This window comes from Flavobacterium sp. (assembly GCF_044357305.1).
GTDB lineage: Bacteria > Bacteroidota > Bacteroidia > Flavobacteriales > Flavobacteriaceae > Flavobacterium.
In genome coordinates this window covers 19,799-41,759 of record NZ_JBIKPS010000010.1, presented here as the reverse complement: position 1 = coordinate 41,759, position 21,961 = coordinate 19,799, and the positions used below count along the sequence as shown (strand labels likewise).

The 21,961-nt window shown below is 34.8% G+C and carries 24 protein-coding genes; 10 read left to right on the top strand and 14 right to left on the bottom strand.

All coding sequences use genetic code 11. The features are described 5' to 3' along the window. Positions 1–27 precede the first annotated feature (27 nt). From ACIQ2J_RS08290 to ACIQ2J_RS08275, 4 genes are all read left to right on the top strand, one after another. Entirely contained in the window at positions 28–498 is a 471-nt protein-coding gene (locus tag ACIQ2J_RS08290; RefSeq protein ID WP_396168476.1) for a YybH family protein, read from the top strand. Positions 499–540: 42 nt separating this feature from the next. Beyond that, positions 541–1,059 (top strand): nuclear transport factor 2 family protein, encoded by a 519-nt coding sequence (locus tag ACIQ2J_RS08285; RefSeq protein ID WP_396168474.1) that lies wholly within the window; start codon positions 541–543, stop codon positions 1,057–1,059. A gap of 47 nt (positions 1,060–1,106) precedes the next feature. Continuing rightward, on the top strand, positions 1,107–1,592 hold the full coding sequence (locus tag ACIQ2J_RS08280) for an ester cyclase (RefSeq protein WP_396168472.1): 486 nt from the start codon (positions 1,107–1,109) through the stop codon (positions 1,590–1,592). Positions 1,593–1,832: 240 nt separating this feature from the next. Continuing rightward, positions 1,833–3,065 (top strand): GDSL-type esterase/lipase family protein, encoded by a 1,233-nt coding sequence (locus ACIQ2J_RS08275; protein ID WP_396168470.1) that lies wholly within the window; start codon positions 1,833–1,835, stop codon positions 3,063–3,065. 165 nt (positions 3,066–3,230) lie between these two features. Here ACIQ2J_RS08275 and ACIQ2J_RS08270 read toward each other — a convergent pair whose 3' ends face one another. The 4 genes from ACIQ2J_RS08270 to ACIQ2J_RS08255 all read right to left on the bottom strand — a co-directional run bounded on the left by ACIQ2J_RS08270 (position 3,231) and on the right by ACIQ2J_RS08255 (position 7,008). Further along, on the bottom strand, positions 3,231–3,566 hold the full coding sequence (locus tag ACIQ2J_RS08270) for a helix-turn-helix transcriptional regulator (RefSeq protein WP_396168468.1): 336 nt from the start codon (positions 3,564–3,566) through the stop codon (positions 3,231–3,233). A gap of 62 nt (positions 3,567–3,628) precedes the next feature. Then, positions 3,629–3,907, bottom strand: a complete 279-nt coding sequence (locus tag ACIQ2J_RS08265) for a type II toxin-antitoxin system RelE/ParE family toxin (RefSeq protein ID WP_396168465.1) — start codon at positions 3,905–3,907, stop codon at positions 3,629–3,631. An 84-nt stretch (positions 3,908–3,991) separates the two neighbouring features. Further along, the gene (locus tag ACIQ2J_RS08260) at positions 3,992–5,470 is read right to left on the bottom strand and encodes an MBOAT family O-acyltransferase (protein ID WP_396168463.1); all 1,479 of its coding nucleotides are present in this window, start codon (positions 5,468–5,470) and stop codon (positions 3,992–3,994) included. Beyond that, positions 5,467–7,008: a hypothetical protein gene (locus ACIQ2J_RS08255; protein ID WP_396168461.1), complete on the bottom strand. Its 1,542-nt coding sequence runs from the start codon at positions 7,006–7,008 to the stop codon at positions 5,467–5,469. Before ACIQ2J_RS08255 ends, ACIQ2J_RS08260 begins: the two co-directional genes overlap by 4 nt. 91 nt (positions 7,009–7,099) lie before the next feature. Here ACIQ2J_RS08255 and ACIQ2J_RS08250 point away from each other — a divergent pair, with 91 nt between their 5' ends. Beyond that, on the top strand, positions 7,100–7,417 hold the full coding sequence (locus tag ACIQ2J_RS08250; protein WP_396168459.1) for a hypothetical protein: 318 nt from the start codon (positions 7,100–7,102) through the stop codon (positions 7,415–7,417). Positions 7,418–7,734: 317 nt separating this feature from the next. Here the strand turns inward: ACIQ2J_RS08250 and mscL are convergent, their stop codons facing one another. From mscL to ACIQ2J_RS08225, 5 genes are all read right to left on the bottom strand, one after another. Further along, entirely contained in the window at positions 7,735–8,133 is a 399-nt protein-coding gene (gene mscL, locus ACIQ2J_RS08245) for a large conductance mechanosensitive channel protein MscL (RefSeq protein ID WP_396168457.1), read from the bottom strand. An 83-nt stretch (positions 8,134–8,216) separates the two neighbouring features. Then, positions 8,217–10,661, bottom strand: a complete 2,445-nt coding sequence (locus ACIQ2J_RS08240) for a bifunctional UDP-N-acetylmuramoyl-tripeptide:D-alanyl-D-alanine ligase/alanine racemase (RefSeq protein WP_396168455.1) — start codon at positions 10,659–10,661, stop codon at positions 8,217–8,219. Next, positions 10,658–11,083 (bottom strand): type II toxin-antitoxin system VapC family toxin, encoded by a 426-nt coding sequence (locus ACIQ2J_RS08235; RefSeq protein ID WP_396168453.1) that lies wholly within the window; start codon positions 11,081–11,083, stop codon positions 10,658–10,660. Before ACIQ2J_RS08235 ends, ACIQ2J_RS08240 begins: the two co-directional genes overlap by 4 nt. Further along, positions 11,083–11,343 carry a DUF6364 family protein gene (locus tag ACIQ2J_RS08230; protein ID WP_396168451.1) on the bottom strand — a complete coding sequence of 87 codons (261 nt, stop codon included), beginning with the start codon at positions 11,341–11,343 and terminating at the stop codon, positions 11,083–11,085. Before ACIQ2J_RS08230 ends, ACIQ2J_RS08235 begins: the two co-directional genes overlap by 1 nt. Before the next feature lie 65 nt (positions 11,344–11,408). Beyond that, on the bottom strand, positions 11,409–12,035 hold the full coding sequence (locus ACIQ2J_RS08225) for a thymidine kinase (RefSeq protein ID WP_396168449.1): 627 nt from the start codon (positions 12,033–12,035) through the stop codon (positions 11,409–11,411). Positions 12,036–12,281: 246 nt separating this feature from the next. Here ACIQ2J_RS08225 and ACIQ2J_RS08220 point away from each other — a divergent pair, with 246 nt between their 5' ends. The 3 genes from ACIQ2J_RS08220 to recJ all read left to right on the top strand — a co-directional run bounded on the left by ACIQ2J_RS08220 (position 12,282) and on the right by recJ (position 15,652). Beyond that, positions 12,282–13,196, top strand: a complete 915-nt coding sequence (locus ACIQ2J_RS08220) for a hypothetical protein (protein WP_396168447.1) — start codon at positions 12,282–12,284, stop codon at positions 13,194–13,196. Further along, positions 13,197–13,898: a 16S rRNA (cytidine(1402)-2'-O)-methyltransferase gene (gene rsmI / locus ACIQ2J_RS08215; RefSeq protein WP_396168445.1), complete on the top strand. Its 702-nt coding sequence runs from the start codon at positions 13,197–13,199 to the stop codon at positions 13,896–13,898. A 65-nt stretch (positions 13,899–13,963) separates the two neighbouring features. Next, positions 13,964–15,652 (top strand): single-stranded-DNA-specific exonuclease RecJ, encoded by a 1,689-nt coding sequence (recJ, locus tag ACIQ2J_RS08210; protein ID WP_396168442.1) that lies wholly within the window; start codon positions 13,964–13,966, stop codon positions 15,650–15,652. Positions 15,653–16,162: 510 nt separating this feature from the next. Here recJ and pyk read toward each other — a convergent pair. The 5 genes from pyk to ACIQ2J_RS08185 all read right to left on the bottom strand — a co-directional run bounded on the left by pyk (position 16,163) and on the right by ACIQ2J_RS08185 (position 20,616). Continuing rightward, entirely contained in the window at positions 16,163–17,593 is a 1,431-nt protein-coding gene (gene pyk, locus ACIQ2J_RS08205) for a pyruvate kinase (protein ID WP_396168441.1), read from the bottom strand. Positions 17,594–17,598: 5 nt separating this feature from the next. Then, positions 17,599–18,087, bottom strand: a complete 489-nt coding sequence (locus ACIQ2J_RS08200; RefSeq protein WP_396168439.1) for an IPExxxVDY family protein — start codon at positions 18,085–18,087, stop codon at positions 17,599–17,601. A gap of 114 nt (positions 18,088–18,201) precedes the next feature. Next, positions 18,202–18,948, bottom strand: a complete 747-nt coding sequence (locus tag ACIQ2J_RS08195) for a ribonuclease III family protein (RefSeq protein WP_396168437.1) — start codon at positions 18,946–18,948, stop codon at positions 18,202–18,204. Between the two features lie 3 nt (positions 18,949–18,951). Next, positions 18,952–20,205 (bottom strand): beta-ketoacyl-ACP synthase II, encoded by a 1,254-nt coding sequence (fabF, locus tag ACIQ2J_RS08190; RefSeq protein ID WP_396168435.1) that lies wholly within the window; start codon positions 20,203–20,205, stop codon positions 18,952–18,954. A gap of 174 nt (positions 20,206–20,379) precedes the next feature. Continuing rightward, positions 20,380–20,616 (bottom strand): acyl carrier protein, encoded by a 237-nt coding sequence (locus ACIQ2J_RS08185; RefSeq protein ID WP_007137004.1) that lies wholly within the window; start codon positions 20,614–20,616, stop codon positions 20,380–20,382. 251 nt (positions 20,617–20,867) lie between these two features. Between ACIQ2J_RS08185 and purN the strand changes: the two genes are divergently transcribed. Beyond that, positions 20,868–21,434, top strand: a complete 567-nt coding sequence (gene purN / locus ACIQ2J_RS08180) for a phosphoribosylglycinamide formyltransferase (protein WP_396168433.1) — start codon at positions 20,868–20,870, stop codon at positions 21,432–21,434. A gap of 38 nt (positions 21,435–21,472) precedes the next feature. Further along, positions 21,473–21,952, top strand: a complete 480-nt coding sequence (gene rnhA, locus ACIQ2J_RS08175) for a ribonuclease HI (RefSeq protein ID WP_396168431.1) — start codon at positions 21,473–21,475, stop codon at positions 21,950–21,952. Positions 21,953–21,961: the final 9 nt, after the last annotated feature.

Below are 21,961 nucleotides of genomic sequence, written 5' to 3'. Positions count from 1 at the left end.
TGCTATTAATCTTATAATTAAACTACTATGAAAAAAATTATCCTAACTGCACTAGTTGCAACTACTCTTTTTGCTTGCAAGGAAACAGCAACTACAAAACCCGACTTTGATTTAGCAAATGCTAAAAAAGAAATTGAAGCAGCTAACAACGATTTATCTGCTGCAATTGCAAAAGGAGATACTGTTGCTGTTGGAAATTCCTATACAATGGATGCAAAATTTTTAGAATCTAACATTCCAGCCGTTGTAGGACGTGCTAAAATCCAAAACCTTTGGGCAGGATATATCAATATGGGAGCCACCAAATTAAAATTAACTACTTTAGAAGTTTGGGGAAATGAAAATTTAATTACCGAAGAAGGAACTTATGATTTCAAATCTAAAGAAGATAAACCTATTGGAGTAGGAAAATATTTGGTCGTTTGGAAAAAAGAAGATGGGAAATGGAAACTTTATAGAGACATGGCAAATTCTGACTTACCGATATTAAAAGAATAATTCAATTATTAATTCAAATTCAATAACCTAAATCAAACTAAAATGAAAAAAACAATTGCCCTTATCGCCTTAACAGGCCTATTATTTATCTCTTGCAAGAAAGAAAAATCTGCAGCGCCTGACCAAGCAAAAAATCCAGATCAATTTGGAGTAATGGTGGGTAAGTCAGCCAATATTGATATGGTTAAAAAATTAACAGCAATGGCTACTAGTTCTGATTTTGAAAATTTTAAAGCCAACTTTGCCCCAAATGCTGTTATTCATGACAATTTACATGAAATTACTATTGAAGAAAATATTACTATTTTAAAAGACATTAAATCAAAAGGCATGACATTAACATTAGGTAAAGACCCCCTTATTTGGGAAAATATCAATAATGAAGTGGACAAAAAAACGGGTGTAAAAAATTACGTTTTTTCCTATTATTATGCAACATTTACTAGAGGAGGTAAATCGGTTAAAATCAACTACAATATGATTTTTGCAATAAAAGATGGTAAAGTTGTTGAAGAATGGGACATCTATGATTCTGCGCCAATAATGGATCTTTTAAAATAATTAATTTTTAGTTGCAATGCCCTAATTTACAATAAATTTAAATAACCATGAAAACAACAATTGCCCTTATCGCATTAACCTGTACTCTTTTTGTAGGATGCAAAAATGAAAGTGCCGATAAAGAAAAAATTGCTCAAGACAACATTAAATCCTATTCCAAAACTTGGGATTTAGTTATTAATGAAGGAAAAGTGGATGTTTTAGATACCGCTTATGCTGCCGATATCGTATTACACACTAACCCTGAAATTAAAGGTATAGCAAAATCTAAAGCCTATTATGCGAATTTTGTTACTGGATTTTCTAACAGACAATTTATCGTAAAAGATATGTTTGCTCAAGGAGATAAACTAACTAAATACTGGGAGTTCAAAGGAACACATACCGGAGATTTTATGGGGATTCCTGCAACAGGAAAAACCATTGATGTAGAAGGATGTACCATTGCCCGAATGGTAAACGGAAAAATTGTGGAAGAAAGAGATTTCATGGATAATATGGATTTCCTAAAACAATTGGGCTTAATGAAATAAAAGATTATACTAGCCAAAAACCATTAAAGACTGTCCCATAAGACAGTCTTTTTTTGCTTTGAAATGTACAAAGAATTACTAATAATCCGATTCTGCCAATTTTAAAATCACCTGAAAAACCCTGGTTAAATTATAAAAATTATAAAAATTGAGTTTTAACTAACGAGTAATAAATTATATTTGCTATCCTGTAGTGCTTTTGGGTAGTATATTTGGTATCGAATAAGAAAATCTCTTTACATGTTTTCGATTAAATCTTTTTTTGCTTTTGTTTTTGTAGCGCTTTTGGCGGTCCCTTTGCAAGCACAAAAAACAGACGATTGGTCGTTTAAAAAGATAGATTCCTCCGCTTTAAATTGTATCGATTATTCTAAAAACAACCTCGAGAATACCAATTCGATGTTTCCGTTGTTGGCTAAATTGTATAAGATTAAACATTTTAGCAAAGAAAATGCAGTCTTTGTTCATATTGGAGATTCCCACATTCAAGCGGATGTTGCCACTTCGGTAATCCGAAATGAATTGCAAAATTATTTTGGTAACGCTGGCCGCGGATTGGTTTTTCCGTACCAAGTAGGAAAATCGAATGCGCCTTATGATATTGTTTCGAGTTCTAAAAGCAGTTGGAAAAGCAACCGATTGGCGCGAATAGATACGCTTATTACATGTGGTGTTTCGGCATTTGGTTTGCAATCGCAAAGTGTTAATCCGGAATTCAATTTGGAATTGCGATCTATTAACGGAGTTCGGGATAGTTTTGATAAAGTACATTTGTTTATGGGTGGCCCGATATCCGAATTGTATATGGAATACAACGATACCCAAGCCGAAAATGGCTGTTTCCCGTTGGCTCCTGATTATACGGTTTTTAATTTAAAATCGCCTACTTATGGCTTCCGATTGACGTTCCCAACTACCGATTCCATTCGTTTTTATGGGGCATCCCTTGAAAAAAAGGATGCTTGCGGAATTATCTACCACAGTATCGGTGCCAATGGCGCTAAATATTCGGATTATAACAAAACCAAACAGTTTTGGAAACAAATCAACAAGTTGCGTGCCGATTGCTACATTGTTTCCCTAGGAACCAATGAAGCACAAGATCCAAATTTAACTGCCGATGGTTTTCTTAAGGAGGTGAAAATTATGGTTTCTAAATTGCGATTGGTTTCTCCCGAAGCTTCTATTATTCTTACAACGCCTCCAGTTTCGTATTATAAAAAACGGAATCCTAATTTTTCGTTAGAAGTTATTACGAGTGCCTTAATAGAGTATTGCAACGCCAATAATTTGGTCTATTGGGATTTGTTTAATGTCTCTAAAGGATTGGAAGGCGCTAAAATTTGGAAGAAAAAACAACTCCTCCGACAAGATTTAGTGCATTTCTCTAGAGAAGGGTATGTCTTACAAGGAAACCTATTTGTAGATGCTTTCGCAAAAGTGTGGAACGAATTTTTGTGTAAGAATTATTGAGGTTTTCAAATAACAAAAAGTAATTTTATTAGGCTCGAAGTCCTGCAAGATTTTATAAAACCTTGTAGGTATTTATTTCAAGTGTTTTATACCTACAAGGTCAAAAAAGACCTTGCAGGACAAACCTAAAAACAATTGAGTGAATTAAGTTCTGGCTATAAATAGTTATCCCGCAATTTTCACAACACTGTCTAAAAGTTCTACATTAAAATTTACTTTCGCATTTAATGCTTTAAAAACTTTAAGGATGGTTTCGAGAGTAACATTTGTAGTGTTGTTTTCCAGTTTTGAGATTTGCGCTCTTTGAACTCCAATCAGTTTTCCTAAATCTTCTTGCGTCATATTCTTTCCTAAACGCACTTTTTTTATTAGATTTCCTAAGAGTTCCATTTGAAGTTCTTGTTCGTAAAAGGTTCTTTTTACCGTGCCAATTTCCCCAATAAATTCATCTTTGATTTCATCAAAAGAGAATATTTCCAAGTCTGTATCTTTATTTTTCATTTCTCTTATCTTTAAGTTCAAAGTATCTCAATCTAATATTTTCGGCTTTTTCTATTTCTTTTTCAGGAGTTTTTCCAGTTTTTTTTAATTATTCCATGAGTTGCTAGAACCAACGTATTAATTTTCTCTGTTTTGTCCCAAAATGCAAAAATTCGAAAGTAAGTTTTATTGTAGAAAGTTCGAAACTCCCAAATTTCCCCTTTTAATTTTTTGAACAAATCAGTATCATTTTTAATTTTCGATTTGTCAACATTAAAAATAATCTTTTCCCGACTTTTCTCGTCTAATCCAAGAAGAAATTCCCTAGCCTCCGTTAAAAAAAGTACTTTAAATTTATCCATTCAAATACAATTGTTTCCATACAAAGATACAAACAAAATGAAAAGAGGTGAATATTTTATTAAAATATTTTAAGAAACGAAACTCTAAAACTGCAAATAAATTGGCATTACCGGTTGTGCGCTTTTAAAGAACGAGTACAACGCAATGAATACAAACATTCCCACAACGTAGTACACCATAGGAAAACGTTTTTGTCTTTCTATTATATTATCTTGGAAACTGTCTGGAATAAGGTGAAATATATAACCAATTACAATTAGTATAATAACGTATTTGTAATTTTCAACATATTCATAAGCACCATCAAAAGTAAATTGGTACACTATCTGATGGAGGAATTGCAGAGCATTATCCAAATTGCTCGCTTTGAAGAAAATCCAACAAAAACATACAAAATGAAAGGTAATAATAGCAAAGAAAAAATTGCTAACTGCCGATGGGAAAATTTTAATTCTTCCGAAAAGGAACGTCCAAAGTTTGTTAAGCATCAAACCCGTTCCGTGCAGTGCTCCCCAAATGATGAAGTTCCAACTAGCACCATGCCAAAAACCACCAATTAGCATCGTTAAAAATAAATTCAAATTGGTTCTAAATGTACCTTTTCTATTACCTCCCATAGAAATGTACAAATAATCGCGCAACCAACTAGACAACGATATGTGCCATCTGCGCCAAAATTCACTCACCGATTTACTTTGATAAGGCGATAAAAAGTTGGTTGGAATAGTAATCCCCATCCATTTAGAAATTCCTATTGCCACATCGCTATAACCACTAAAGTCACAGTAAATAACAATAGCATAGCCGTACAACGCCACTAAACATTCCAAGCCATTGTGCAGGTGTGGCCCATCAAAAACATAGTTTACTAAGTTCACCGAAATATAATCGGATATGATTAATTTCTTGGTTAATCCAGTAATTATAAGATAAAATCCTTTCGAGAAATCGGTGTCGCTTACAAAATAATCTTTCTTTAACTGCGGAATAAAATCTTTAGCACGAACAATAGGTCCCATTACCAATTTCGGAAAGAACGAAAGAAACAGCATATAATTCACGATTCCTTTTTCGGGTTCTATTTCCCCACGGTAAACATCTATAGTGTAACTTAGATTTTCGAAAGTAAAAAACGAAATCCCTATTGGCAATAAAATATGTAAAGCATCCAATTTTAAGGTGGAAAAATCATTCAAAACCTCTAAAAAGAAATTGGTGTATTTGAAATAAAACAACAACCCGAGATTGAGAAGAACACTTAAAAACAATAAAAATTGTTTGCCGCCTTTCTTCTTCACCTTGAAAATCCAATTGGAAATACCATAGTTAAAAAAGGCTGAAAGAATTACAATTAGCACAAAGCCACCGCTGGCTTTATAGAAAAAATACAACGAAAACAAGGTAAGAACCATTGCTCTGTGCTTGTAGTTTTTTCTGAAAAGATAATAAAACACGATAAACGCCGATAAAAAATACACGAAGAACCCATTGTTAAACAACAACGGACTATGAGCATCATACAGCAACTGCTCTTTTACGCTATTCCAATCTATTTGTATCATATAGAATCGCCTTTTATAACAGGAGGTTTCGGAATTACTTCTTTCGGAACTATTTCTTTTACCACTTTGGGTTTTAGTACTTCCACTTTCGGGGATGCCGGTTTTGGAGTATCTTTTTTAACCTGAATAGTTTCTTTTATAATCGTTTTAGGGACCACCACCGCAGGAACAACAATTGGTTTGCCACCTTTTTTAAGCAGCACTCCTTTTTGGTAATCGTGCAATAGTGCTTTAAAAATGATTTTACTTACTGCTTTAGCCCCTCTAAAATTAAAATGGATATAATCCTTATTAGCATATTGAACGGTGCTATCCGCCCATTTTACAATCGTGCCGCTTCCGCCAATAGATTTGTAGAAATTATAAAAAGGGGTATTAGTATCATACGCCAATCTTGCTTGCGTACGAATCAACGAATCAATACCCACCGCAGTTTTCCATTCGCCATCATAATTAAACGCCCTATCCGAACAACTAAACAATAAAAACTCGGTATTAGGCATGTTGTTCTGAAATTTTTTAAGCACTGGTCGCATACCGCGATAGTAGTAATCGTAGTTAGTGTCGTTGGGTTGGAACATCAAGTTCACCCCATATTGAAACACTATCAAATCATAATAGCCAGACCGGCTAATTTCTGCCAATAAATCACTGTTTATTTTCTTCAATTCCACACCAGAAATCCCTCTAAACGAATAATTATCCAATACAATTCCAGATTGTGGTTCTGAACTTACTCCAAATATCGGAGTTCGCTTTGCCGAAACCGTAAACTTCGCTTTGTTAGAAACTCCACTTCCTACTAATACTCGGTTGAACTCCGAATTGGCCGGGTATTTCCGAACCGAATCGTTTATCTTCACCGAAATAGAATCGCCTTTGCCATAAAGCAACCATTTTTGGGTAATTTGGGAGCTACTTTTCTTCACATTATCCCTAAAATCAACCTCTAAGTTGTTACTATAAAAAGAATATCCCGATAAGAATATCCCGCCATTATGTTCCTGTTTCTTAAAGTTATCCACGTTCACCTCGCCAGTAGTAAAAACTTTGGCAGTTCTTCTAAAGTCCGATGAAACACAAGAAATAGGAACATAACCAACCCCTTTTTGTTGACCAAAATAATTCTGAAGTTGTTCCCTAACGTCTTGCGTAATAAAATCGCCTTCAATCTGGCTATCGCCAAACCAAGCAATTCGTATTTTTACCTTTTTACCTTCGGTTAAAGCAATTAATTTCTCAGTAAGTTTGGGCAGGGCAGGCGCCACGGTATCGGCATTAAAACGAATAAGAGCGTCTTTCTTTTCGTAAGTCTCAAATTCATTTTTAGGCAAACTATCCTCGGATATAGCATTCCCAATTCCTTTCGTTTTAGCAACCCCTTTTTTGGCTTTTTCCTTCACCAAAATATCCGAAAGCAAATTCACATTTTTAAAATACGGATACTGACCAATAAACTCTTTCGAGAATACCGACAACAGCAACTGAATGCTAGAAACTAGTAAAATTAAGGTAATTACTTTTTTGCTCTGGTTCATTAACCTTCGTTTGGGTATAAAGTCCGCGAAACCATTTTTTTATAGTGTTAAGCGAATGTAAAATTCACGGCAAAAGTAAAAAAAAGGAAGCGTGTTTTACACTTTAAACAAAAATAATTTTTTAACACAATTAGAAGCGAAACTTTGGGGCATTTTAGTAAGTGTCTTTCCCGCTTTTCGCACCGCACGGCGGATTGCTTCAATCGGGGCTAAACAGGTTATGTCTTTTGTGAAAATAAAATTTCAAAAGAAACCTTTGCGTAAAGTTGACCTTCTGACCAAAGGAAGAATCCCAATTTTAATCCGCGTTGCTTGCATCCGTTTTATCTGCGTCCAATTTGATCTTGCAATCGTGATGACACGCGGATTTTACGGATATTCTAACGCGGATTATTACGGATTGTTTTAGATGTCATCGACCTATAAAATTATGCCGAAAATTGTATAATTTTTTATAGAATTATGAAAGGTCAGCTTTGTGCAGAGGGGTTTATTTTGAAATTTTATTTTCACAAAAGACATAACCTGTTTAGCCCCGATTGAAGTGAAAATCCTGGCATTGCGCTACCGACAGGTGTTATTTGAATGCTATGTTCCGCGCAAGGACAGATTGTAACGAAAAGCGGGAATGACGTTTACTACAATGTGCAAGCCATTCGCTTCTAAAAAAAACCGCCTCCAAAAGGAAGCGGTTTCTAGTAGGTTATATTTATGGTAGTAGATTGATTATTTTTTTAATAAATCTCTAATTTGAGTAAGCAATTCTTCCTGAGATGGTCCAGATGGTGCAGGAGCTTCAACAGGTTTTCTGATTTTGTTGTAGGATTTTACGATGATAAACATCACAAATCCAACCACTAGTAAACTAATGATAGTGTTAATCCATTTACCAATTGCGATAACGTTCGCTGGAACTTCAGTACCATCGGCTTTTTTGGTAGCTTCGTCTAGCGTGATTGCAATGGAAGAAAAATCCATTCCGCCAGAGAAATGCCCTACGATTGGCATAATAATGTCGCTAACAAAACCAGTAACTACTGCTCCAATTGCGCCGGCCATGATTACCGCAACTGCAAATTCCACAACATTACCCGTCATGATAAAATTCTTGAATTCTTTTAACATACACTTTGTTTTTTTAAGATTAATACTATTTGAATATCAAAGTTAAAAAAATATTTATTAAAATAATAATAATAGGAAAAATATTACTCTCTGTAGAAAACTCTTTTTACGCGTTGGGAGATACTCGTCATTATTTCATAAGGGATGGTTTCTAGTCTTTTAGCCATGTAGGAAACGCTTGGAGATTCTCCGAAAACAATAACTTCGGTGCCTTCTTTGCATTCTATTTCGGTGGTATCTACCATTAGCATGTCCATGCAGATGCTTCCTACAATGGGAGCTTTTTTGTTTTTTATGACTACATAACCTAATTCATTGCCCCAATGGCGGGAAATTCCGTCGGCATAACCTATTGGAATAGTGGCAATTTTGGTAGGTTTATCGGCCACGAATTTTCTTCCGTAACCTACACTTTCGCCAGCATCAATAATGCGTATTTGCGAAATGATGGATTTTAGAGTTCCTACATTTTCTAATAACTTTTGTTCTTCCTCGTCGTTAGAAACACCGTAAAGTCCTATTCCTAAACGAACCATGTCGTATTGTGCTTGATGGAAATTAGAAATTCCAGAGGTGTTAAGTAAGTGTCGAATTGGGTTTATTTGTAATTCTTCCATTACTGTAGAGGACATTTTTTCAAATAGTTTTATTTGCGAAAGCGTGAAATCGATAAACTTCATCTCGTCGCTTGTTGCCAAATGCGATAGAATACTTTTTATTTGTACCGTTTTATTGTCTTTTAGTTTGGCAATTAATTCGGGTAAATTTTCTTCTTCAAATCCCAATCGGTGCATTCCTGTATCCAATTTTATATGGATGGGGAAGTTTTTTAATTTCTTTTGTTCGGCAAGTTTCAAGAAGGAAGTTAATCCTTTCATTGAGTAAATTTCGGGCTCTAGTTGGTGTTGAATTATAGCTGTAAAACTAGTGCTTTCGGGATTCAAAACCATAATTGGCAAATCAATCCCTGCCAATCGAAGGGAGATTCCTTCATCGGCGAAAGCCACACCTAGATAATCTACTTTATGGTGCGAAAGTAATTTGGCTACTTCAAAACCGCCGTTGCCATAGCTAAATGCTTTTACCATTACCATCAATTTGGTGTCTGGGTTCAACTTGGATTTGAAGAAATTCAAATTATGACTGATGGCATTCAGATTGATTTCTAAAACCGTTTCGTGCGTTTTTTCTTCTAAAAGAGAAACGATTTCTTCAAAATGAAAATGTCGTGCTCCTTTTACTAATATGGTTTCGTTTTCAAATGGAATTGTATCGAAACCTTCTAGAAATTTTTCAGTGCTTTCAAATGCTAAGCAATTTGGAAACTTACTTTTGAATCCAGCAATAGTTTTTCCGATGGCAATCACTCGGTTGATTTTATTGGAAACAATTAAATGGGAAACTTTAGAATACAACTCTTCGGTAACTAAACCGGATTGAAAAATATCCGAAAGAATTAAGGTTTTCTTTTTGAATTGTTTTTGACTTTCTAGAAAATCTAAAGCAATTTTTAACGACTGAAAATCGGAACTATAACTGTCATCGATTATGGTTGTGTTGTTGCTTCCGTTTTTAACTTTCAGGCGCATTTCAACCGGATACAACAGCAACATGCGTTGGCGGATAATATCTTGGTCGTATCTAAAATACAACATCACCATCAAGCATTGCAAGGCGTTTTCTATAGACGCTTGATCGGAAAACGGAATGGCAATTGTAAAACAAAGTTTTTGATAGGTGATTTTAAACTCCGTTTTATCAAGGCTTTCTTTTGCAATTACAAAAACATCGGCTTTTCCGTCGTCGGAACTCCAAGTGAAGGTTTTTATTTTCGGATTTAAAAAGGCTTCAACGGTTTGGTTTTTATTCATAATTAAAACTTCTACCGAACTGAAAAGTTTTAATTTTTCTTTAATTTTTTCTCCAGCATCGTGAAAACCTTCATCGTGAGCCGATCCTATGTTGGATAAAATCCCGATTGTTGGTTGGATGATTCTTTGGAGATTAGCCATTTCATTAACCGTTGAAATTCCGGCTTCAAAAATTCCGAGGTTGTGTTTTTCGTTGATTCCTAAAACGGAAAGCGGCACACCCACTTGGGAGTTGTAACTTTTGGGAGATCGAATGATATTATAATCGGGGCTTAACAAGAAATTCAACCATTCTTTGATGATGGTTTTTCCGTTGCTTCCGGTAATTCCGATAACAGGAAAATCAAAATCACTTCGGTAGGCTGCTGCAAAGGTTTGAAGGGCTTGCAAAGTATTTTCTACTACTAAAAAATTGGCTTTGCCTTGTAAGTTGGATGGAACGTAACTCACTACAAAATTCAGTACGCCTTGTTCCAACAATTCGGCAACATAGTGGTGTCCGTCATGATTGGGGCCAAGAAGTGCAAAATACAACGTGCTGCTAGTATTTTGCAACGAACGGCTATCAATAGAGATCGAATCAATAATGGCTATGTCGTTTTTCCCAACAAATTTGGCTTTTAAAATTGGGATTATATTTCGGATGGAGAGTGTCAAGACTTATTTTTTTTATACGAAACAAGAAATTCATTAGGGGTCATCACAGGAATTTTTGAATTTTTAAAATCTTTTTCGTTTCTTGTAATAAGGATATCACATTTAGCATGAATAGCACTATAATACTGAACAGCATCTTCAAAATCATTAAAATCTGAAAATAAACTTTTATCAATTACAAGATCGTCAATAGAAGAAACTTGACAAATTACACGGAATCTTTTTAATGATTCTATTACAAGTTTATTTTCGTTTTTTTTTCTTAGAACATAAAACGCATTAACAAATGAAATAGAAGAAGCAACCAACTTAAATTGATTATCTTCTACCAAAGTAGAAATTTTAGCGATATCATTAAAAAATGGTTTTCTTTTATCAAGGAAATCGATAAGTACGTTGGTGTCAATAAATAACTTTTTCATTATTTATATTTTTCAACTAAATAATTTTGCCGATCTTTTTTATAATCAAAATCTGCAGGGATTTCGCCATTACCAACGGATATACTTTTCACAAATTCTGAAATTTCAATATCGTCAATGGCTTCTTTTTTCTTAACGGAAGTAATTGCTTTCAAATAATTTTCTACAATAAAAGACACGCTAATCTTTTGCTTTGCAGCATATATTTTAGCCTTTTCAATTACGTCTTTGTCCAATTTTAAAGTGAGTTTGGTATCCATAAAAATTAGAATTTAATTGTTATACGTACAAATTTATAAAAAGTTTCCGTACAAATACTTTTTATCTATTTTTTAACATCGCCTTTTAAATGCTCGGCATCTTTAACTTCCAAGTTTTCTCGCATTGCTCTATAATAAGCGGCACGACTTAATGGCTCGTATTCTTCGGTTTCTCCTAATAAAACCAAATTAGTACTATCTGCTTTTCTAAAACTGTAATTGGCTAAATTTCCAGTGCGGGTGCAAACGGCATGCACTTTAGTCACGTATTCGGCAGTAGCCATAAGTGCTGGCATCGGGCCAAAGGGATTTCCTTTAAAGTCCATATCCAATCCTGCAACAATTACTCGAATTCCAGAATTGGCCAAATCGTTACAAATTTTCACTATTTCATCGTCAAAAAACTGTGCTTCGTCAATACCAACCACGTCACAGCCTTGCGCCAAAATTGCAATATTGGCAGCAGCAGGTACTGGTGTAGAACGGATCTCGTTTTTGTTGTGAGAAACCACCATTTCTTCATCGTAACGGGTGTCAATGGCTGGTTTAAAGATTTCTACTTTTTGTTTAGCAAATTGTGCTCGGCGTAACCTACGAATGAGTTCTTCGGTCTTTCCCGAAAACATCGAGCCACAGATTACTTCAATCCAACCAAATTGTTCTTTATGATTTACAGTATTTTCGAGAAACATTTTGTATTTTTAGACCTTTAAAAAGGATTTGTTTTTATTACTTTGTATCGATACAAACCGACATAAATATTTTATACATTTACATCGATTCAAATGTAGAAAAAAATTATCAAATCGAAGATTCAAGAACACTTAATTGCAAAAATAATAACATTGTGAGTATAAGAGTTCCTGGTTTAGTAATTAAAAATTCAAAGAAAAACATTTTTATAAATAAGATAAGTTAGTCACTATAATTTTAAAGTTATGAAAAAAAGATTGGAAGCCGAATTAATAAGCCTTGCGCACCGGGTTTTAAAACTAAAAAATAAATCGGAAATAGATCAATTGTATCTAGAATCTAGAAAATTATACGAAACTTTATCTGTTTTAAAATTCTATGGCGATAATTACGAGCAAGTTAAATCGGAAATTACTCAAGAGGATTTAGAGGAAAAATTATCTGCTATCTCAGAAGATCAAGAAAAAACTCCTAAAGGTATAGAAATAGAACCTGTTGAAGTAATTAGTGAGGAACCTATTTTAGAAGCAACTCCCGAAATAGAAGTTATAGATGAAACCGATTCAGAAACCGAAGAAAATGAAATTGAGGAAGAGGAAGAAATAATTGAAGAAGAGGAAACTGCTGAAGAAGAAGAGGAATTTGTTTCAGAAATTGCAAATGTAGAAGAAGAAGGACTGCCTGAATCTGAACCAGAAACCGAAATAAATTTTGAGCCTTTCTTTGAATTGGCTGCTGAGGCTCCAAAAGAAGTTGTTGTTGAAGAAAAAGTAGAAGATAAAAAACCCGAGGCAAAACAAATTTCTTTTGAAGATTTACTTGGCGCAAATTATAACGAACCCGTTTTTGTAAAACCTAACGACGTGGTTATTCCGCCATCTTTAAAAAGTGTTTTGGACGAAAAACCGATGTCACTTAACGACCAACATTCTAAAGCAATTAATATTGGAATGAACGACAGAATTGCTTTTGTAAAGCATTTGTTTGCCGATAGCGATGAAGATTACAACCGAGTTTTATCGCAATTAAATACCTTCAGTACTCAAGAAGAAGCACTCGATTTTATTGAAGAAATCATCAAGCCCGACTATAATAACTGGAAAGGAAGTGAAGAATATGCAGAGCGATTTATGGAAATTGTAGAGAATAAATTTAATTAAATGTCGAAACTGTATATCGTTCCTACGCCAATTGGAAACTTAGAAGACATGACTTTTAGAGCCATTAGAGTTCTAAAAGAAGCCGATTTAATCTTGGCAGAAGACACACGCACTAGTGGGAAATTGTTGAAACATTACGAAATTTCTACCCACATGCACAGCCACCACATGCATAACGAACACAAAACGGTAGAAAATTTAATCTCCCGATTGAAGGGAGGCGAAACCATTGCTTTAATTAGCGATGCAGGAACCCCAGCCATCTCTGACCCTGGGTTTTTACTCACCCGCGCATGTGTAGAAAACAATATTGAAGTAGATTGTTTACCCGGTGCAACTGCCTTTGTGCCTGCTCTTGTAAACAGCGGTTTGCCTAACGACCGATTTATTTTTGAAGGTTTCTTACCCGAGAAAAAAGGAAGGCAAACCCGTTATTTGTTTCTAGCCGAAGAAACGCGCACGATTATTTTTTATGTATCCCCACATAAATTAGTAAAAACCTTAGCCGAATTTGTACAGTATTTTGGTGCCGATAGACCTGTTTCTATCTCCAGAGAATTATCCAAATTGCATGAAGAAACCATTCGTGGTACTGCAGAAGAAGTCCTTAAACATTACGAAGCAAAATCTCCAAAAGGAGAAATTGTTGCAGTTGTTGGCGGGAAAATCATTAGTAAAGAATTGAGAAAAGAACAGGAATAACATTCAAAAGTTCGCCAAAATACAAGCCAAAAAACATAATTCGTAATTTTTAATTCCTAATTAAAATGCGTTGGACTATAAAAACAAAGCCCGAAAAAGAGAAAGTTCAAAAACTACAAAGTGAACTTCAAATAGACGAACTTATTGCTACCCTATTGCTACAACGTGGGGTAGAAAATTACGACCAAGCCAAAACATTTTTCCGACCATCTCTAGATGATTTGCACAATCCGTATCTGATGAAAGATATGGACAAAGCAGTTGCACGCATTGAAACTGCAATTGAAAAGGGTGAAAATATATTAGTTTTTGGCGATTATGATGTAGACGGAACCACTGCTGTTTCGTTAGTTTCGAGTTATTTAAGAAGTTATTATCCCAATGTTGCCACCTACATTCCCGATAGATACGACGAGGGTTATGGAATTTCCTATAAAGGAATTGACTTTGCCGAAGACAATGAATTTACCTTAATTATCGCTTTAGATTGTGGAATAAAATCCATCGATCATGTTGCTTACGCAAATGCTAGAAACATCGATTTTATCATTTGCGATCACCATAGACCAGGGGATGCATTGCCGAATGCTGTTGCCGTTTTAGATCCAAAACGCGAGGATTGTTTTTACCCTTACGATGAGCTTTGCGGTTGTGGGGTTGGTTTTAAATTAGTGCAAGCCCTTGCCGAACATCGAGGGCAAACTATAGAAGATTTAGTGCTTTATTTGGATTTGGTTGCCACTGCAATAGCTGCGGATATTGTTCCTATAACTGGGGAAAATAGGGTTTTAGCCAAATTTGGTTTGGAAGTTATCAATGCTAATCCTCGGCCTGGAATAAAGGCTTTGATTCAGAATGTAAAAAAACAAGTATTAACAATAACTGATGTCGTTTTTATTATTGCGCCAAGAATTAATGCGGCAGGAAGAATAAAACATGGCAATGAAGCGGTTGCTCTTTTAACCGAATACGATTTAGATCAAGCTGAACAATTTGCTTCAGAAATTGAACAACACAATACTGACCGAAAAGATTTAGACAAACAAATTACAGTGGAAGCCTTAGCCCAAATAGAAGCCAACAACGAAAAAGAAAATTTTACGACAGTTTTATACCAAGAAAACTGGCACAAAGGTGTCATCGGAATTGTGGCTTCCCGATTGACTGAAACCTACTACCGTCCCACGATTGTATTTACTAAAAGTGGCAACAAACTTGCTGCTTCGGCACGATCGGTAAAAGACTTTGACGTGTATAATGCTTTAGAAGCTTGTTCTGAACATTTGGAGCAATTTGGAGGACATAGGTATGCCGCAGGTATGACTTTGAAAGAAGAAAATTATTTGGCCTTCAAAGCAGCATTTGAAAAAGAAGTGCAAGCAACCATTCCGCCCGAATTATTAATTCCAGAAGTAGCGGTAGATGCTGAGATCAACTTTAGTGATATTAATCCGAGGTTTATTAGATTGTTGAGTCAATTTGAGCCTTTTGGACCAGAGAATATGACGCCAACTTTCGTTACCAAAAACATAAAGGATACTGGCTATGCCAAGCCACTTGGGAAAGAGGACGAACATTTAAAATTATTTGTAAAACAAAATAACTCCGAAGGTTTTGGCGCCATTGCTTTTAATCTTGGCACTAAACTAGAAATGGTTACAAACCAAAAAACTTTTGAAGCCGTTTATTGTATCGACGAAAATGAATTTAATGGAAAAGTAACGTTACAATTAAGGGTTAAAGATTTGAAGTAGTAATCAAATAAAATAGCACCAACTATTTTTTATTAGAAGCGAATGTCTTGCGCATTTTAGCAAACATCTTTCCCGCTTTTCGTTACAATCTGCCATTGCGAGGAAAAAGCAATCACACAACACTATTCATTCATCGCAATGCCAGGATTTTCACTTCACTCGGGGCTAGCAAGTAATGGTCTGGAATAGATATAAAATTTCTAAGATACCTTTTCCAAATTGTCATTCTGACGCAGGAAGAATCCCAAACGAACCATAACAAAAACCCACCAAAATCACTTTTGATGACTTCTATTATTTTAATAAGTAAAAACTTCCAAAACTTCCAAAACTTTTGTGCTTTTTGTGGTAAAAAACCTTACTAATCCGCGTTCTACCCAAAGCGAAGCGTTTGTCTTTAATTTACGGAAACTCCAAAGTGATCGACCGAACCCCAATAAAATAAGAAAAAACAAAAAACCTCGTTCCAATTAAGAAACGAGGTTTTGTATATAAAAACAAGTAGTTAAACTATTCTATTTCTGAAATTCTTAAGGTATTTACCATTCCTTTATCTACTACTGGCATTGCTGCAAGATTAATAAGGATATCGCCTTTTTTTACATAACCATTTTCTTTAGCTATGTGGTTGATGTCTTCTACAGTGTCGTCGGTACTTACAAATTTATCGTAGAAAAAAGCATTCACTCCCCAAAGTAAATTCAGTTGGGTTAAAATTCTTTTATTGGAAGTATAAACCAAAATATGTGCTGCTGGTCTCCATGCCGAAATTTGAAAAGCAGTGTAACCACTATTAGTTAAAGTAGAAATTGCTTTGGCTTTTATATCATTAGCCATAGTAGCCGCGTGGTAACAAATGGATTTCGTAATGAAACGTTTGGTACGCACGTGAGGTGGGTTTTGAGGTACTGTAATTAGCGGTGAATCTTCCACAGCTTCAATAATTTGAGTCATTTTTTCAATAACTTGAACTGGATAATTTCCAACAGAAGTTTCTCCTGAAAGCATCACAGCATCTGCACCGTCCATTACCGAGTTGGCAACGTCGTTTACTTCAGCACGTGTTGGTGTTAAGCTAGTAATCATTGTTTCCATCATTTGTGTTGCCACAATTACAGGAATACGAGCCGTTTTAGCTCGGTGTATTAATTTCTTTTGAATTAACGGTACTTCGTGAGCTGGAATTTCAACTCCAAGATCGCCACGAGCCACCATCAAACCATCGCAAAAAGCAACAATTTTATCAATGTTTTCTACTGCTTCTGGTTTTTCAATTTTGGCTATAATTGGAATTTTATGATCGGAATGTTTTGCAATTAAATCTTGTAATTCTTCTAAATCGGCTGGTGTTCTTACAAAAGAAAGCGCAATCCAATCGACATCTTGTTCAATGGCAAAAATGGCATCCTTAATATCTTTTTGTGTTAAAGCCGGAAGTGAAACTTTAGTATTAGGTAAGTTTACTCCTTTTTTAGATTTTAATGGACCGCCTTGAATTACTTTACAAACTACTTCGGTTGTACCGTTAGTTTCTAAAGCTTCAAACATCAGTTTTCCATCGTCTAAAAGAATTTTTTCTCCCGGTTTTACATCTCTAGGAAATTCTTTATAGTTCATGTAAACACGTTCTTTAGTTCCAGGAATGTCTTCGGCAGTTTGAAATGTAATAATATCTCCTGGGTTCACTACTACATCTTCTTTCATTACCCCAACACGAAGTTTCGGACCTTGTAAATCTCCTAAAATTGCGGTTGTGTAACCGAATTCTTGGTTCAATTCGCGAATGATGTCAATACGTTCTTTTACATCGGCATAATCTGCATGCGAAAAATTGATACGGAATACATTTACTCCAGCATCAATCATGTCTTTAATTACTTCTTTTGAACTACAAGCAGGACCTAGCGTTGCAACAATTTTAGTCTTTTTTCTTGTTAGCATTTTTATTAAAAAATTAAATTATTTTTTGATTTTATTTTATTCTTAGCTACACTATATACTAGTTTTACAGCTTCTATTTTACTTATTTGAGCGATAATCTTGTCAATATCAATTTCGTTTGCAGCATTTTCAATTTTCACAAAGAAATCCACTTTTTTATATTCTGGTACGAGATAGGCAGAAGAAGTAAATGAATATACTGTGTTCGAAAATAAATCAGTTATTGCTGTATTTTCTATAGTTTCTATTGCATTTTTATTTTGCACTAAATCCCATTGTATTATTTTTTTTGTGTCTTCAAAAGTGAATCGAACAAAAGAAGTATTCACTTTTTTTACTTGCAAAGGAATGTCAAATTTGCTTTTACATAAACCAATGCCAAGTTTTTTATTCAAAAAATAAGCCAATCGATAATCTTCTAATGAAGTGTGAAGAGCGATTAGATGGTAATCTTCCTCTACAAAATCTTCAATATATATTTTATGAATAGCCATTTATTGCTAAAATAAGTTGTAAATATAGTGTTAATCGAAACTCAAAATACCTCTACAAGGTTAGATTAACGTTATTTTATGAACGATAACGTTATAGTTTTTTAAGAAATTAATTTAAATAGTGTTAATTTTTTCTTGAAATGCAAAATAAGCTCTTTTGGAAGCAATTTCTTCTGCCTTCTTTTTAGAGGTAGCTCTCGATTTGGCAATCACTTTATCGTCAATACTTAATTTTACTCCAAAATAACGTTGCCCGTCTATGCCATTGTCATCATAAACATCATAAAAAAATTGTTTCTTCTCTTTTTGACACCATTCAATCACCAAACTTTTGTAACTAATTACTTTTCCTTCGAGTCGTGCGATATCTACATACGGAAGAATAACCCGTTGTTGAATAAATAATTCGCAACCTACATAACCTTTGTCTAAAAAAATTGCACCTACTAATGCTTCAAAAAGATTGCCGTGAATGTTTTCGCCGAAATGTTGTGGGGGAACTTTACTTTCAACGAAATCTACAAGATTCATATCCCTTCCCAATTCGTTCAAATGTTCTCTACTTACAATTTTAGAACGCATTTTGGTTAAGTATCCCTCATCTCCTGTTGGAACCACTTTATGTAAATGGGCTGCAATAACTGCACTAAGCATGGCATCGCCAAGAAATTCTAATCGTTCGTAGTTTAATGGGAGACCGTCTTCATCTAAAATATTGGAAGACCTATGGGTAAAGGCTTTTTTGTAGTATTTTAGGTTTATTGGCTTAAAGCCAACCATTTTTTGAATGGTAATAAAAAAATTCCCGCCCTCTTTAGGACGGGAATTATTAGAAAATATTTTTTTAAGAATTTGTTTCAAAACTTAATCTACTAGTTTTTTAAATAAAACACAAGCATTATGACCTCCAAATCCGAAAGTGTTACTCATGGCAACATTTATTTCTCTTTTTTGAGGAACATTTAGAGTTAAGTTTAAAGAAGGGTCGATGTTTTCATCCACAACCTTATGGTTAATGGTTGGAGGAACAATACTGTTTTGCATTGCCAAAATAACCGCAATCGATTCAATAGCGCCCGCAGCACCCAATAGGTGACCCGTCATGGATTTAGTTGAATTGATGTTGATGTTTTTAGCATGCGCACCAAACACATGGCTTATTGCTTTTAATTCGGCTACATCTCCAAGAGGAGTTGAAGTTCCATGAGTGTTGATGTGATCTACCATATCTGGTGTCATTCCTGCATCCCGTAAGGTGTTTTCCATAACGGCAATTACACCAATTCCTTCTGGGTGTGGAGCGGTTAAATGGTAAGCATCCGATGACATTCCGCCACCGCCAACTTCACAATAAATCCTAGCACCACGCGCTTTAGCATGTTCGTATTCTTCTAAAACAATAGCACCCGATCCTTCACCAAGAACAAAACCGTCGCGAGTTGCATCGAATGGTCTTGAAGCCGTTTCTGGACTATCATTTCTTGTGGATAAGGCGTGCATGGAATTAAATCCACCCATTCCTGCAATAGTTACTGCGGCTTCCGAACCTCCTGTAATTATTACATCACACATTCCCAATCGGATATAGTTGAAGGCATCAATCATAGCGTTAGCCGAAGATGCACAAGCAGAAACAGTAGTATAATTAGGTCCCATATAGCCATTACGCATCGAAATGTGCGCTGGAGCAATATCGGCAATCATTTTAGGAATAAAGAAAGGATTGAATTTTGGAGTTCCATCCCCTTTAGCATAATACATCACCTCTTCCTGGAACGTTTCTAGACCGCCAATTCCGGCGCCCCAAATCACTCCAACACGGTGTTTGTTTACGTTATCGTGTGTAATTCCAGCATCCTTAATCGCTTCATCGCTAGAAGCAATAGCATACTGAGAGAATTTATCTAGTCTGCGGGATTCTTTACGATCCATATAATCTTCAATGTTGAAGTTTTTCACTTCACAAGCAAATTTTGTTTTATGCTTTTCAGTATCGTAATAGGTTATAGGGGCAGCACCACTTCTTCCATTAATCAATCCATCCCAATATTCTTGGATGGAGTTACCTATAGGAGTTAATGCTCCAAGACCAGTTACAACAACACGCTTTAATTGCATATAATTTTTTTTAAATAGTATTTAAATAAATAATACCCTGTTTTCTTTATGTAAAAGCTTAAAGAGACAAGGGTATTTCAATATTCGGTGATTGAAATTCAATCAAAAATAGTTTAATTTTTTTAATAATAATAAAAACCCGTATACAAATAATGCATACGGGTTTTTTGTTTATTATTTTTTTGCTTCTTCAATATACGAAATAGCTTGACCTACTGTAGCAATGTTTTCTGCTTGGTCGTCTGGAATTTGGATGTCAAATTCTTTTTCGAACTCCATAATAAGCTCAACAGTGTCTAATGAATCTGCTCCTAAATCGTTAGTGAAGCTTGCTTCTGTTACAACTTCATTCTCGTCAACGCCTAATTTGTCTACGATAATCGCTTTAACTCTTGATGCAATGTCTGACATAATCTTTAATTTTAAATTTAAATTGTTGGCAAAAATAAAAAACTTTATCTTAAAACCATCTTTTAGTTAATAAATATGACTACGAAATTAAAAAAATTATTTTACAAAGTCCTCATTTATATTATTTATTATTCTTTTTTTTGCCTCTGTAAAAATTTTGACTGCAAAAATTTAGCATTTTTTGATCGAATTTAGCATACTTTTTAATGATAAAACTTCCGTATTTTTGCACCAACGAATGAATTACAATAATGAAAAAAATAATAGTATTTGCATCAGGATCCGGATCTAATGCCGAGAGAATAATTAGTCATTGTCAAGAAAAAAAAACTAGCGAGGTAGTTCGGGTGTATACCAATAATCCTTCTGCAAAAGTAATTGAACGTGCTAATAGACTATTGGTTCCTGTGGAAATCTTTAATAGAGAAGAATTAAACGATGGAACAATTGCTGCTAAAATAGCGCAAGACAATCCTGATTTAATAGTTCTTGCTGGATTTTTATGGAAATTTCCAGAGTCTATAGTAAAATCCTTCCCAAACAAGATAATAAACATTCATCCAGCACTATTACCAAAATATGGCGGAAAAGGAATGTATGGTAGGAATGTGCACCAAGCTGTTTTAGACAATAAAGAAAAAGAAACCGGAATCACCATTCATTATGTAAACGAACATTATGATGAAGGCGGAATTATTTTTCAAAAATCGGTAACTATTGAAGATTGCGCTACTGCAGAAGCAATTGCCGAAAAAATCCATGTATTAGAACACCAATACTTTCCAAAAGTTATTGAAAAACTTTTACTTAATATTTAATAACTTCGTACCTCGTACTTTTAACCTCGTAAATACTAATGTCTCATCAAGTTCACATTTATACCGATGGTGCTGCAAAAGGAAACCCCGGAAATGGTGGTTATGGAGTTGTTATGGAATTAGTAGGCACCCCTCATAAAAAAGAATTTTATGAAGGCTTTCGATTAACTACTAATAATAGAATGGAGCTTCTGGCCGTTATTGTTGGTTTGGAACAACTAAAAAACCCTAACATGTCGGTGTTAGTAATTTCCGATTCTAAATATGTGGTAGATTCGGTGGAGAAAAAATGGGTACTGGGTTGGGAGAAAAAAGGTTTTGTAGACCGAAAAAACTCCGATTTATGGAAACGTTTTTTAAAAATATACCGTAAACACCATGTTGATTTTAAATGGATAAAAGGACACAACAACCATCCGCAAAATGAACGTTGCGATCAATTAGCAGTATATGCTTCTGGTTTAAAAAATCTTTCGGTAGATATCTTTTATGAAAAAGAAGAGGAGAAATTGCTATAAATAGTATCC

Excerpts from the sequence above, each read along its gene's own strand:
- ACIQ2J_RS08280 (WP_396168472.1), top strand. The coding sequence starts at position 1,107 with ATGAAAACAACAATTGCCCTTATCGCATTAACCTGTACTCTTTTTGTA.
- fabF (WP_396168435.1), bottom strand. The coding sequence starts at position 20,205 with ATGCAATTAAAGCGTGTTGTTGTAACTGGTCTTGGAGCATTAACTCCT.
- ACIQ2J_RS08220 (WP_396168447.1), top strand. The coding sequence starts at position 12,282 with ATGAAAAAAAGATTGGAAGCCGAATTAATAAGCCTTGCGCACCGGGTT.
- ACIQ2J_RS08230 (WP_396168451.1), bottom strand. The coding sequence starts at position 11,343 with ATGGATACCAAACTCACTTTAAAATTGGACAAAGACGTAATTGAAAAG.
- ACIQ2J_RS08260 (WP_396168463.1), bottom strand. The coding sequence starts at position 5,470 with ATGATACAAATAGATTGGAATAGCGTAAAAGAGCAGTTGCTGTATGAT.
- ACIQ2J_RS08235 (WP_396168453.1), bottom strand. The coding sequence starts at position 11,083 with ATGAAAAAGTTATTTATTGACACCAACGTACTTATCGATTTCCTTGAT.
- ACIQ2J_RS08285 (WP_396168474.1), top strand. The coding sequence starts at position 541 with ATGAAAAAAACAATTGCCCTTATCGCCTTAACAGGCCTATTATTTATC.
- ACIQ2J_RS08255 (WP_396168461.1), bottom strand. The coding sequence starts at position 7,008 with ATGAACCAGAGCAAAAAAGTAATTACCTTAATTTTACTAGTTTCTAGC.
- rnhA (WP_396168431.1), top strand. The coding sequence starts at position 21,473 with ATGTCTCATCAAGTTCACATTTATACCGATGGTGCTGCAAAAGGAAAC.
- ACIQ2J_RS08200 (WP_396168439.1), bottom strand. The coding sequence starts at position 18,087 with ATGGCTATTCATAAAATATATATTGAAGATTTTGTAGAGGAAGATTAC.
- recJ (WP_396168442.1), top strand. The coding sequence starts at position 13,964 with ATGCGTTGGACTATAAAAACAAAGCCCGAAAAAGAGAAAGTTCAAAAA.
- ACIQ2J_RS08270 (WP_396168468.1), bottom strand. The coding sequence starts at position 3,566 with ATGAAAAATAAAGATACAGACTTGGAAATATTCTCTTTTGATGAAATC.
- ACIQ2J_RS08185 (WP_007137004.1), bottom strand. The coding sequence starts at position 20,616 with ATGTCAGACATTGCATCAAGAGTTAAAGCGATTATCGTAGACAAATTA.
- ACIQ2J_RS08225 (WP_396168449.1), bottom strand. The coding sequence starts at position 12,035 with ATGTTTCTCGAAAATACTGTAAATCATAAAGAACAATTTGGTTGGATT.
- mscL (WP_396168457.1), bottom strand. The coding sequence starts at position 8,133 with ATGTTAAAAGAATTCAAGAATTTTATCATGACGGGTAATGTTGTGGAA.
- pyk (WP_396168441.1), bottom strand. The coding sequence starts at position 17,593 with ATGCTAACAAGAAAAAAGACTAAAATTGTTGCAACGCTAGGTCCTGCT.
- purN (WP_396168433.1), top strand. The coding sequence starts at position 20,868 with ATGAAAAAAATAATAGTATTTGCATCAGGATCCGGATCTAATGCCGAG.
- ACIQ2J_RS08265 (WP_396168465.1), bottom strand. The coding sequence starts at position 3,907 with ATGGATAAATTTAAAGTACTTTTTTTAACGGAGGCTAGGGAATTTCTT.
- ACIQ2J_RS08275 (WP_396168470.1), top strand. The coding sequence starts at position 1,833 with ATGTTTTCGATTAAATCTTTTTTTGCTTTTGTTTTTGTAGCGCTTTTG.
- rsmI (WP_396168445.1), top strand. The coding sequence starts at position 13,197 with ATGTCGAAACTGTATATCGTTCCTACGCCAATTGGAAACTTAGAAGAC.
- ACIQ2J_RS08290 (WP_396168476.1), top strand. The coding sequence starts at position 28 with ATGAAAAAAATTATCCTAACTGCACTAGTTGCAACTACTCTTTTTGCT.